At 68.9% G+C, this 12,021-nt stretch carries 10 protein-coding genes; 4 read left to right on the top strand and 6 right to left on the bottom strand.

The window, feature by feature from the left end; all coding sequences use genetic code 11:
- Positions 1 to 314: 314 nt before the first annotated feature.
- Positions 315 to 800: a flavin reductase family protein gene (locus AB0436_RS06635; RefSeq protein WP_366466891.1), complete on the top strand. Its 486-nt coding sequence runs from the start codon at positions 315 to 317 to the stop codon at positions 798 to 800.
- A 12-nt stretch (positions 801 to 812) separates the two neighbouring features.
- Here AB0436_RS06635 and AB0436_RS06630 read toward each other — a convergent pair whose 3' ends face one another.
- The 5 genes from AB0436_RS06630 to AB0436_RS06610 are packed head-to-tail and all read right to left on the bottom strand — an operon-like array spanning position 813 to position 5,653.
- Entirely contained in the window at positions 813 to 1,511 is a 699-nt protein-coding gene (locus tag AB0436_RS06630; protein ID WP_366466601.1) for a hypothetical protein, read from the bottom strand.
- 5 nt (positions 1,512 to 1,516) lie between these two features.
- Positions 1,517 to 2,431 carry a carbohydrate ABC transporter permease gene (locus AB0436_RS06625; RefSeq protein ID WP_366466600.1) on the bottom strand — a complete coding sequence of 305 codons (915 nt, stop codon included), beginning with the start codon at positions 2,429 to 2,431 and terminating at the stop codon, positions 1,517 to 1,519.
- Positions 2,428 to 3,336 (bottom strand): sugar ABC transporter permease, encoded by a 909-nt coding sequence (locus AB0436_RS06620; protein WP_366466599.1) that lies wholly within the window; start codon positions 3,334 to 3,336, stop codon positions 2,428 to 2,430. Before AB0436_RS06620 ends, AB0436_RS06625 begins: the two co-directional genes overlap by 4 nt.
- Entirely contained in the window at positions 3,333 to 4,592 is a 1,260-nt protein-coding gene (locus AB0436_RS06615; RefSeq protein ID WP_366466598.1) for a sugar ABC transporter substrate-binding protein, read from the bottom strand. The genes AB0436_RS06620 and AB0436_RS06615 overlap by 4 nt, the downstream gene beginning before the upstream one ends.
- A gap of 41 nt (positions 4,593 to 4,633) precedes the next feature.
- The gene (locus tag AB0436_RS06610; protein ID WP_366466597.1) at positions 4,634 to 5,653 is read right to left on the bottom strand and encodes a hydroxyacid dehydrogenase; all 1,020 of its coding nucleotides are present in this window, start codon (positions 5,651 to 5,653) and stop codon (positions 4,634 to 4,636) included.
- A gap of 164 nt (positions 5,654 to 5,817) precedes the next feature.
- Here AB0436_RS06610 and AB0436_RS06605 point away from each other — a divergent pair, with 164 nt between their 5' ends.
- The 3 genes from AB0436_RS06605 (at position 5,818) to AB0436_RS06595 (ending at position 9,738) form a co-directional block, all read left to right on the top strand.
- Positions 5,818 to 6,942, top strand: a complete 1,125-nt coding sequence (locus tag AB0436_RS06605; protein ID WP_366466596.1) for a substrate-binding domain-containing protein — start codon at positions 5,818 to 5,820, stop codon at positions 6,940 to 6,942.
- A 140-nt stretch (positions 6,943 to 7,082) separates the two neighbouring features.
- Positions 7,083 to 9,074: a heparinase II/III family protein gene (locus AB0436_RS06600; protein WP_366466595.1), complete on the top strand. Its 1,992-nt coding sequence runs from the start codon at positions 7,083 to 7,085 to the stop codon at positions 9,072 to 9,074.
- 16 nt (positions 9,075 to 9,090) lie between these two features.
- Entirely contained in the window at positions 9,091 to 9,738 is a 648-nt protein-coding gene (locus AB0436_RS06595; protein ID WP_366466594.1) for a DUF1707 domain-containing protein, read from the top strand.
- Positions 9,739 to 9,905: 167 nt separating this feature from the next.
- On the opposite strand, the gene AB0436_RS06590 is transcribed toward AB0436_RS06595, so the two are convergent.
- The gene (locus AB0436_RS06590) at positions 9,906 to 11,975 is read right to left on the bottom strand and encodes a SpoIIE family protein phosphatase (RefSeq protein ID WP_366466593.1); all 2,070 of its coding nucleotides are present in this window, start codon (positions 11,973 to 11,975) and stop codon (positions 9,906 to 9,908) included.
- Between the last annotated feature and the right edge of the window lie 46 nt (positions 11,976 to 12,021).

The raw sequence follows: 12,021 nt of genomic DNA, 5'->3' as shown, positions 1-12,021 counted from the left end.
ACCGCTCAGGGGTTCCGGGTCTCGGCCTACCGCGTCGGCTGGTACGGCGGAGCGCAGGCGGCGCTGGTCTGGAGATCGGGCAGCTTCCCCGGCCACGACCAGGGCAAGCCACGCATGGTCTCCGGCACCCGAACGGTTCAGGCGGACTACCGTGGAGAGCGGTGCCGGTGTCTTCGGCTCCGGCACGATGCGGTGGGTCGAAGGCATCATGGCGGGAACTCCGCAGGACGGCAGCCGGCGCCCCGGGACTACGTCCGCAGCGTGTGGCCGCCGTGTGAGGGAAGCCGATCCGCCGGCGGGCCGGGTACGGTCGGCTGGTGGAACTCGACACGTTCACCGATGTGCTCAACTACCCGATGTACCTCGTGACAGCCTCGGCAGCGGGGGAACAGGCGGGGTGCCTCGTGGGCTTCGCCTCGCAATGTTCCATCCATCCGGTGCGGTACGTGGTCTGGCTGTCCAAGGCCAATCGCACCTACCGCGTGGCGCGACAGGCCACACACCTCGGGGTACACCTGGTGCGCCGTGAGGACGAAGCACTGGCCGCCCTGTTCGGCGGCGAGACCGGTGACCGCGTCGACAAGTTCGACCGCGTCGGGTGGCAGCCGCGGGACGGTGGTACGCCGGTGCTGGACGATGCCTGGGCGTGGTTCGTCGGACGGGTACTGGATCGTTTCGAGGGAGGCGACCATGAGGGTTTTCTCCTGACCCCGGTGACCGAATCCCCCCGCCCGTCCGGCCGTCCTCCGTTGCTCTGCCTCACCGACGTCGTGCACCTCTCCCCCGGCCACCCGGCCTGACCGGAAGAGCCGTCACCGCGTCGCCGGAAGCGCCGCAGCGAGCATGGCGCCGGCATTCCGCCGGACGACGAACAGGACGCACCCCGGCAGCACGGCCAGACCCAGCAGCGGATCCTGGTTGACCAGCAGCACGGCAACGGCGAGCAACCCGAGATTCATGAGTCCGAGCATCCAGCGCCGGGTGACGGCGTAGAACGCGGCCAGACAGCTCCGCCCGCCGACGCGGACGGAATCGTCAGTGGCCAGGTGGACCATGGCCACCACCCCCGAGTTTCCGGTCAGGAGGGCGAGGACGACGAGCGCCGGGACAAGGGCGAGGCCCGGAGCGGTCTCCCGGAGGAGTACCGCGTCGGCTGCGGCCGTACCGGCGAGGAGCGCGAACGGCGCCCACATGGCCACGGCCCGCGGGAAGAGGCGGCCGTAGGCGCGGAAGTAGTCGGCTGTGGGCGCGCGTTCGTCCTCCTCGGCCCGCCCGAGGTAGTCGAAGGCGGCCGCGAGTGACGGGCCGATGCCCAGGGAGAACAGCAGGAAAGCGATCGGGTGCCGCCATGGCTGGTGGGTGGCCTGCAGGGCCACGAGAAGCGGCAGGTTGGCCGCCGCCAGGCCGAGGTTGACGACGAGCACCCGGTGGACGTGGGACCAGATGAGATCCCACGATCCGTACGCGACGTTGAGCCGGGGGCGTCGGCCGGCGTTCGGCAAGCCGCTCATCGGGCTCATCCCTTCATTCCGCTGGCGGCGATGCCGCGTACGAAGTAGCGCTGGCCGAAGAGGAAGATGGCGAGGATCGGCAGCACGGAGAGGACCGACCCGGCCATGATCATCGCGTACTGCGCGTTGTACTGGCCGATGAACGAGCGCAGGCCGATCTGGACGGTCCACAGGTTGTTGTCCGTCAGGTAGATGAACGGCCCCATGTAGTCGTTCCAGGTGTTGACGAACGTCAGCAGCGCGAGGCTGGCGAGGGCGGGCTTGGACAACGGCAGGATGATGCGGGCCCAGATGCCGTACTCGCTGAGCCCGTCGAGACGCGCGGCCTCGCTGAGCTCGTCCGGGATGGTCAGGTAGAACTGCCGCATCAGGAAGACGCCGAAGGCGCCGAACGCCTGCAGCAGGATCAGGGACCAACGGGAGTTCACCAGCCCGAGGTGCTGCATGATGATGTACTGCGGCACCATGTACGCCTGCCAGGGCACGGCGATCGTCGCGATGTAGCCCATGAACAGCACGTCGCGGCCGGGGAAGCGCACCTTGGCGAAACCGTAGGCCGCGAAGCTGCCGGTGAGCACCTGGAGGAACGTGATGACGACGCTGAGGATCAGCGAATTCCCCAGGTAGGTCGCGAGCGGGATGTCCGTCCAGATGTGGATGAAGTTGTCCCAGTGGTAGCTCGTGGGGATCCACTGGATGGGCACCGTGAAGACATCCCGGTCTGCCTTGACCGAGGAGATCACCATCCAGACGAACGGCAGAAGGATGACCGCCGCCAGGACCACGAGGACCGCGTAGAGCCCCAGGCGACCTGTCATCCGGCGGATCCCCCGGGCAGCGGGCCGGTTCGTCCGGTCGGCCGGCAGGCTCGGTGTCGCCCGGTCCGGCGGGCTGTCCTTTCGCACCACGGTCGTGTTCATCGCTCGCTCCTGCGCTGGAATTGGAACTGGACGAGGGTGATGACCAGGACGATCGCGAAGAGCGCCAGCGAGATGGCCGAGGAGTAGCCGAACCGGCCCTGGGTGATGCCTTCCCGGAAGATCAGCTGGGAGAGCACCAGCGAGGAGCGGCCCGGGCCGCCCTCGGTCATCACCTGCACCAGGTCGAAGATCTTGAAGCTGGAGATGGTGAGCATCATCAGCACGAAGAAGGTGGTGGGACGCAGGCCCGGCAGGGTGATGTGCCAGAACCGCTTCCATGATCCGGCGCCGTCGACCCGCGCTGCTTCGTACAGCTCGATGGGAATGGTCTGCAGGCCGGCCAGGAAGAGCACCATGTAGTAGCCCATGTCCCGCCATACGCTGGTCAGGATGAGCGCGGGCAGCGACCACTGGGTGGAGGTCGTCCACCCCGGAGGGTGTGCCACTCCGAGGTGATGCAGCAGTTGGTTCACCGGCCCGACGTCGGGGCTCAGCAGCATGTTCCAGACGACGGCGACCGCCACCAGCGAGGTGATGTACGGGAAGAAGAACGCGGTGCGCAGGAGCCCCACCCCGCGCAGTTTCTGGTTGAGGAGTACCGCGAGGCCGAGGGAGGCCGCCAGCGTGAGAGGGATGTGTCCCGCCGCGTACCAGGACGTGTTCTGCACCGCGGTCCAGAAGTTGTCGTCCTGCGCCATCCGCCGGAAGTTGGCGAAACCGATCCACTTCGGGGTCGAAAAGGAGTCCCAGTCGGTGAATGCGACCACGAAGGCGCCGATCACCGGCACGAGGGTCAGGGCGGCGAAGCCGATGAAGTTGGGCAGGATGAAGCTCCAGCCGACCAGTGCGCTGCGCCGCCGCCGCCTTTTGACGGCGGCGGCGTTCGTCGTGGAGAGCGTGGTCACTGGACTTCGGTCTTCACGCGGTGGTTCATCTCTTCGATGCCCTTGTCTATGGACTTCTCGCCCGTCATCACCAGCTCGTGCTCCTCGGTGAGGATCTGGTCGATGTCCGAGGACTTGTCGCTGATCGGCATTTCCAACTGCACCTTGGAAGGCTTCATGGCCTGCCGGGACAGCGCGTCGCTGGGCATGCCCTTCACCCCGAAGAAGGCCTTGGTGATCGCGGCGTCCGTGTACGACGGCACGATGCCGATCTTGGCAACGGCCGTGGCGCCTTCGGGACCGGAGGCCCACTCCACGAACTTCTTGGCCGCGTCGGCGTTGCGTGCCTTCTTGTTCACGGCGAAGGCGGTCGGTGAGCCGAAGGTCACGGTCTTGCCGTTTTCGGTGATCTGCGGCATCGGCGCCATCCCCCAGTCGACCGGGTTCTTGCCCTGGGTCTTTTCCGCCAGGAGGGCTGCGGCCCACCAGGTACCCATCGGGACCGTCGCGGCCTTACCGGTGGTGAACTGGGAGTCGTAGCTGACCTTCTGGCTCTTGGCGGTGGCGAACGACAGTGCGGCGCCGGACTTCTGCAGGTCCAGGGCGGTTTTGTACTGGTTCTTCATCCACCCGTAGTCACCGCTGAGCAGGTTTCCGCCGGTCTGCGCGGAGGCGACGGCCTGGACCACCGAGCGCCAGGTCTGCTGGTAACTGCCGTAGACCTTGGACGACCCCGAGCCGTGGGTGAGGCTCTTGGCCAGGGCGTCGTAATCGGCCCAGGTCAGATGGGACAGATCCTTCTTGCCGACCATGGCCTTGTTGTAGAACAGCACCCAGAAGTCCTGCCGGTAGGGCAGCGCGTAGTAGTTGCCCTTGAGGTCGAAGTTCTCGAGTCCGGCGTACGACGCCTTGTTCAGCTTCTTGACGTCGTCGGTGAGCGGCAGGAGCTGGCCGCGGGTGGCGTACCTGGCATAGTCCGTGACGTTCTTCATGGTGAGCACGTCGGTCGTGTCCCCGCCGGACAGCATGGTGGTGACCTTGTCGGAGTAGTTGTCGGCAAGGATGTCGACGGGCTGGACGTCGATCTTCGGGTACTTCTTCTCGAAGCCGTCGATCAGCGTTTTGAACTCGGGGGTGCTCTGGTAGTTCCACAGCGCGATCTTGACGACGGTCCGCCCGTCGGAGGTGGTCCCTGATCCGCTGCTGCCGCAGCCCGCGGCACCGAACAGGGCAACGGCGAGCGCGACAGGCAGCACTCGTGCGGTGGTCTTTCTCATGGTGCGGCTCCTTCGGGGGTTGCGGTGATGTGCGTGGGGGCTCAGGCGCTCAGGCCCTGGGCCCAGCTCTCCGCGGTGATCTCTGCGGAGAACGGCTGTCGGGTGGTCCAGCGGACCAGTTCGTCCAGCGCGTGGTCGGTCAGGCGGCCGATCTCGGTGCCGAGTGAACCGGCCACATGGGGTGTGACCATGACCCGGGCCAGGCGCCGCAAGGGGGACTCCGGCGGAAGCGGCTCCGGGTCTGTGACGTCGAGGATGGCGAACAGCCGCCCGGACAGGCACTCGGCGGCCAGCGCGTCGGAGTCGATCAGGCTGCCGCGGGCGGTGTTGATCACGGTCGAGTGGTCGGGGAGTCTGCGAAGCTGCTCCGCCCCGATCAGGTGCCGGGTCTCACGGAGTTCCGGGGCGTGCAGTGACAGTACGTCCACCCGGGGCAGCAGATCCTCCAGGTCCATCAGCGTGGCACCGGCGCGTGCGACCTCTTCGGGATCGGCGTGCGGGTCTGCGACGAGGCAGGTCGTATCTCCCAGCATGTTGAGCAGGTCGACGACCTTGCGGCCGATCCGGGAGAAGCCGACGACGCCCACCGTCCGGCCGTAGTTGGACAGGTCCCCGTAACCGCTGACCGATCCCCAGCCCCCGTAGGCCCGGCCTTCGTCGGCAGCGAGAAAAGGGGCCTTCTTCCCGGCGAAGATGATGGCTGCCAGGGTGTATTCCGCGACGGGTATCGCATTGGCATCAGCCCCACTGGTGACACGGATCCCGCGCCAGTAGACCTCGTCGTCGACCAGTCCACGCACGCTGCCGGCGCAGTGCAGCACCGCGCGGAGCGCCGGTGCCGCCGCCAGACGCTCACGGGTCAGCCGTGGCGCTCCCCACGAGGTCAGCAGGACCTCCGTCTCGGCCAGGCGTCTGCGCACCTCGTCGCTGTCGAGTTCGTCGGTCCAGACCGGGTCCCCCAGGGTCGCCAGCTCTGTGAGCCGTGCGATGCGGTCCGCGTCGAAGTGGGCATCGAAGCTCGACCTGCTCATCACGACCAGCACGTGCGGCTTCGTCTGCATCGAGTCTCAAGTCCTTCCGGAGGGAGCGTTACCTGAGCGAGATGGGGTTCCGCTCCGAACATGTTGAGACAGGAATAGTGGTAGACAGACCCCAACCACTAGTGGTGAAACAACTCTGAACTTGAACGTTCAGAAACGAACATCAGACAGTGAGGGTGCCGCCGATGACCGACGACCGACTCTTCGCTTCGCAGCGCCGGGAACGTCTCATGGAGGAGTTGCGTCGGCACGGCGCTGTCCGGGTCGGCGACCTGGCACAGTCCCTGGGGGTCAGCGAGCTGACCGTCCGGCGGGACATCGCCGCCCTGGCCGAGCGCGGTCTGCTCACCAAGGTGCACGGAGGGGCGACGCTGCCGACCGACCTCGACCCGTCACGGGCGCCGGTTCGTCGTCAGCGTTCCGGAGCGGCCCAGTTCACCATCGGCATCGTCGTGCCGTCGCTGGACTACTACTGGCCGCAGATAGTCAGCGGCGCCCGCACCGCGGCCGCCGCGCTCGGCGTCAACATCCAGCTGCGCGGGTCGAGTTACGACCCGGTCGAGGACCGTCGGCAGATCAGCCGGCTGATCGCGTCGCAACAGGTGCAGGGGCTGTTGCTGGCGCCCAGCCTGGAGGACGACGGCGTGGACGAGATGATCGACTGGATCGGCCGACTGCCGGTGCCCACCATCCTGGTCGAGCGGCAGACACCGCACTGGACGCCGACCCCACGCCAGTTGGAGTGGGTGCGCAGCGACCACGCCCTCGGCATGGAGATGGCCGTGCGCCACCTCCACGAACACGGGCATCGCAGGATCGGCCTGGTGCTGTCCAAGGGCAGCCCGACCTCGGCCCATCTCGACGTCGGTTGGACGCGAGCCTGCACAGAGCTGGGCCTGCCCGGTGATTTCGTGGTCAGGGAGAGCGTGGGTCTGGACGTGCCCGGCCACCGCGACATCATCAAGGGTGTCCTCGACCGCTGCATCGCCTCGGGCATCACCGCGCTGATCGTGCACAGCGATCCCGACGCGATGTCCATCGCCCAATACCTCACGGAGCAGGGCGTCTCCATCCCCGGCGACATGGCGATGGTCAGCTACGACGACGAGGTGGCGCACCTGGCAGAGCCTGCGATGACCGCGATACGTCCGCAGAAAGCGCGAGTGGGACGGGTAGCCGTGGAGATGATGGTCTCCCGCCTGATGGAGGGCAAGCGTCGCCCAGGACAGCGGATCCTGGTCCTGCCCGAACTGGTCATCCGCAACTCCTCGGTGTCGGCGGCTCATCGGACGGGGACCGCCTGGACGTGACGGAAGCCGTGTCGAGAGACCGGCCTCAGCTGCTGCCTTCGTTTGTGTTCGCCTCTGTTCGCTCCGGTGCGTACTGGTTGACGCGACCGGCACGGAAGTCTTGAGTGAACGGCCGAAGAGCATCAGGAGTCACCGTGAACGTGAAGCACCCTCCAACGACCGGATTGCTGCACCGGCGGCTCGCCGGGGTCCTCACCCCGGATGGCGGGCGCGATGCGCTGGCCGAGGCGCTCAGCGGTGCACGGTGGCGCATATCCGCGCCCCGCGTCGAGGACCGCGCGGCGTGGGACACGGTCGACCGGCAGACACGTCAGCGGCTGCTGGAGGAAGCGCGGAAGGTACTCGGCACACCGGCGCCCGTGCTGCGCGGTTCCGACTGGGCGAGGACCTTTCGCGACGGCGTGCGCACGGCGTACGAGGACGCGGCCCGGGCTCTGCGGGAGCGCGCCGCGCTGCTCGCTGTCGCGGCGGTGCTCACGAACGAGGCAGCGCCCGCCGGCGCACCGCCCGGCAGCGCGCCGTACCTTGACGCCACGGCGGACGCGTTGCTGGTGCTGCTCGAGGCGAGCACCTGGTGCTGGGCGCCGCACGACCGCTTCGCCGCGGAGCATGCCGAGATGCTGCCCGACCCGGACCGGCCGTTCCTGGACCTCGGTGCGGCCGAGACGGCACTCCTCCTCGCGTGGGCCGATCACGTACTCGGCGTGCGGTGGGACGAGCGTGTGCCCGGGCTGCGCCGCAGGATCCGCAGAGAAGTGACGCAGCGGGTACTCGGGCCGTTCCGCGACGTCAGGGACTGGCACTGGATCGGACGGGACGGCTCGGCACACAACTGGAACGCCTGGATTCACCACGCGGTGCTCACCTGCGCCCTGCTGCTGGTCGAGGACGACGCGGAGCGGGCCGGGCTCGTCCGGCTGGTCGTGGAAGGGCTCGATCACTACCTCGCCGTGCTGCCCGACGACGGAAGCGTCGATGAGGGAGTCGCCTACTGGTGGCTCGGGGCGGGGCAGCTTCTGGAGTGCCTGGACCTGCTGGCCGATGCGGGCGGCCCGCCTCTCGACGCGCGCGATCTGCCTGTCTTCAGGGAGCTCATCCGCTATCCGCACCGGATGCACCTGGGCGACTCCTGGTACGTCAACGTCGGTGACGCGCCGGCCCGGTCATCCGGTGATCAGCCCTGGCACCTGCTCTTCCACTGGGGCCGGTTGCTCGGCGACGGCGAGGTCCGCGGCCACGCACGCGCGAGCAGCCACCGCACCGGAACCGGCAGCGCGCATCCCCGCCAAGGGCTCGGCCGTGCGCTCGCGGGGCTGACGGATCCGGAATGGCGCGCCGCGACAACCGGCTCGAAGACCTCGGAGCCCTCGGACCCCGATGAAGGCAGCTGGCTCCCCCGGGACGTCTGGCTGCCGCGTGCTCAACTGCTGGTGACACGTGAGCGTGCCGGTACCAGCGAGGGGCTGACGCTGGCGGTCAAGGGCGGCCACAACGAGGAACGCCACAACCATCTCGACGTGGGTTCGTACTGGGTGGCGCTCGACGGCCGGCCGATGATCGTGGACATCGGCAAACCGACCTACACCGCCGCCAGTTTCGGGCCCGACCGTTACGAGGCCTGGCCCCTCCGGTCGAGTTGGCACAACGTCCCGGAACCGGGCGGCGAGCAACTGCCCGGCGCCCTGCACGCCGCCACGGAGGCGGCCGTCGATCTGGGCCGAAACGCGACCGCCTGGCGCGCGGATCTCGCAGGTGCCTATCCCGACGGGCTGGTGGACCGGTGGAGCCGCCGAACTCGCCTGGTGCGCGCCACCGGTTCCCGGCCCGCCCACATCGTGGTCGAGGACGAGCCGCGCCCCGCGCCGGACCGGTTCCTGCTGCGCCATGTCCTCGCGGGGCGGGTCCGTCTCGACGACGGATTCGCTGTGGTCAGTGACGAAGGCGGGCGGGCCCTTCGGATGAGCTGGGACCCGGCATTGCTCGAGGCCCGCGCCGAGGTCCGCTCGCTGGATGATCCCCAGTTGCGGGCCTCCTGGGGTGATGCGCTGACTCGGCTCACGCTGGCCCGGCGCAGCAGCGCCCCGCGCTCGGCCGGAGAACCCGCACGGGTGCGCATCGAACGGGCCGGTTGACCACTACAGTGAGGGCATGTCCGGTGAACTGGTGCCCGATCGCGGCGAGCTGCGCGCGTCCCATGAGGATCGAGACCAGGTAGTGGAGCAGCTGCAGATCGCTGCCGGAGACGGTCGGTTGACCGTCGACGAGCTGGAGGAACGGCTCGACGTGGCCCTGACGGCCCGTACCCATGGAGAGCTCGCGGCGCTGCTGACGGATCTGCCGGCAGCCGGGTCGGCCTGGGCAGGGGAGGTCGCCGCGGCTGCTCCGAAGGAACTGTCGCGGATCACGGTCGACAGCGGGAGCGCGAAGCGGGGCGGTGCGTGGGTGGTGCCGCAGCGCATCGAGATCGAGGCCAGGAGCGGCAGTGTCGTTCTTGACTTCACCCGGGCCGTCATCGCGTTGCCCACCTTGGAGATCGAGGCGTCGGTGCGCAGCGGGTCGGTGAAGCTGGTGGTTCCGCCGGACGTTTTCGTGGATGTGGATGACGTGGCGGTGAGCAGCGGGAGCGCGCACAGCCGCGCGCAGATCGTCCCCGGGGCACCGGTCCGGCTGCGCGTCCATGTGACGGGAAAGGTACGCAGCGGCAGTATCACAGCGGGGCCGCCCAGGCCGCCGCGTCGCAGTTTCCTGCAATGGCTGTTGCGGCGCCCGCGGCCGACGCCGGCACTCACCCGCTGACGCACCACCGGCTCATCTGCTGACAGCGCCGGGATCCCGCGCCCCGCCGGATGTCCGGCGGGCGCGCGGCCCGAACCCGCCGACACCAGGGTCCGGTTCTGGTCCGTGCCCGAGGACGCTGTGACCTGCACCACGGCGGTGCCCTGTGCGGTGCTCCTGCCTCCGGGTCACCCGACGACCCGTGCCATGAGCAGCGCCACATCGTCATGTTTGTCCGGGTTCCGGAGCTCGCCCAGCAGCCGGTCGCAGGTGTCCTCCAGCGTCCGGTCCTCCGTGCGGAGCAGTTGGAGCAGGGCGTCCAGCCGGGTGTCGATGTCGTCGTCGTGGGTTTCCACCAGGCCGTCCGTGTAGAGGACGATCCGGTCACCCGGCGCGAGGTCGATGGTCACGTCCTTGAAGGGGACGCCCCCGACGCCCAGCGGCGCACCGGTCGGCAGGTCGAGCAGCTGCGGGGGGCCCGCGTCCCGGACGACCACCGGGGGAAGATGGCCGGCGGTACTCACACAGCACTGGCCGACCGCGGGGTCGAAGACGGCGTAGAGGCAGGTGGCGAGCCAGGGGTCCAGATCGGTGATGATCTCGTCGAGGTGCCGCAGTACCTCGGCGGGCTGGAGCGGCAGTCGGGACAGCGTCTGGGTCGCGGTGCGCAGCCGGCCCATGGTGGTGGCTGCGTTGATGCCGCTCCCCATGACATCCCCCACCACCAGGGCGGTTCTTCCGTCCCGCAGGGCGATGATGTCGAACCAGTCGCCGCCGACCTCGTACCCGGACCCGGCGGGTTCGTATCGGGACGCGACTTCCAGTCCGGCCAGTTCCCTCGGTGTCTTCGGGAGCATGCTGCGCTGGAGAGTGAGTGCGGTGTCACGCTGCTGCCGGTACAGCCGGGCGTTGTCGATGCACACCGCCGCCCGCGCTGCCAGCTCGCACGCCAACAGGGCGTCGTCCTCGGTGAAAGGCAGCGGGTTGCGGGCGCGCTTGAGGTCGAGAGCGCCCAGCACTTCGCCCCGCGCGATCAGCGGTACGGCCAGGTACGAGTGGACTCCGGCCCGGGTGAGCCAGGCCGCCGCCCGGCTGTCGCGCGCGACGTTCGCCATCTTCTCCTCGTCGAGGTGCGCTTCCCTGACCGGCCGGCCGGTGCGTACGCAACGGGTGACAAGCCGGTCTGCGCCGTAGTCGGCTGCCTCTCCCGGACGGTCGGCCGCGGCCGCGGCGATGGTCGGATAGGCCGCGGCGACGGCCAGCGCCCGGATGGCCGCGGGGCCCTCCTTCGGGGTCGGCTGGCCCTGCAGCACGGTCTCCAGGAGGTCCACGGCGGCGACGTCGGCCAGTTCGGGGACGGCGACGCTCGCCAGTTCGCGGGCGGTCTGCTCCAGGTCGAGGGTGGTCCCCACCCGTACGGAGGCATCCGCCACCAGGGCGAGCCGGTGCCGGGCCCGTTCCGCATCGGCGGCCGCCCGGTGCCGGTCGGTCACATCGATCACGGAGACCGCGAGTCCCAGCACCCGCCCCGCGGAGTCCTCCAGCCGGTACAGCGATACCGAGAGGGCCCGGTCGGTCTCCGGTGTGCCGCACCGGTCCATCACCTGCCGGTCCAGGACGGGCTCGCCGGTCTCCAGGACCTGACGCATGGATGCCTCCGCCTCGGCGTCGACGAACGGCAGGATTTCGCCCACCCGCCGGCCGATACGCTCCGTCGACCGCTTTCCGTCCATGCGTTCCAGGGCGGCGTTGACGGCCAGATACCGCAGGTCGGTGCCGAGGACCGCGAGGCCGATCGGCGCCTGGTCCACCAGCCGCACCGACAGCGCGAGGTCTCGTTCCACTCGGCGCAGCGTGGCCTGGTCGGTGGCCAGACCCAGCGCGTAGAAGTCGCCGAGGTCGTCCGTCAGCCGCATGTTGCGGAATTCCAGGAGCCGCGTTTCTCCGTTCTTGTGGCGCACCGGGAACACCCCCGACCAGCCCTCCCCGCTGCTCATCACCTCGGCGAACAACTGAAGCACCAGTTCGAAGTGTTCCTCGGCGACCAGGAGCTTGGCGGCGTAACGTCCGAGCGCCTCTTCGGACCGGTAGCCCAGCAGCTGCTCGGCCTGCGGGCTCCACAGCACCACCCGTCCTTCGGCGTCCAGCACCATGGCGGCGACTCCGAGGACGTCCAGCAGCCCGCCCGCCGGCGAGGGGGCGACTCCGACCCGGTCGGGCTCGCTGTCACCGACCCCAAACCCTTCAGCGCCGCCCATAGCCGACCTTTCCCCTGCCGTCACTGCCGCCGGTCACTGCGTTCGG

The sequence above is a fragment of the Streptomyces sp. NPDC051322 genome, assembly GCF_040689485.1.
Classification (GTDB): Bacteria; Actinomycetota; Actinomycetes; order Streptomycetales; family Streptomycetaceae; genus Streptomyces.
Note: the sequence above shows the minus strand (reverse complement) of the source record. Positions and strands in the feature narration are given on the sequence as shown.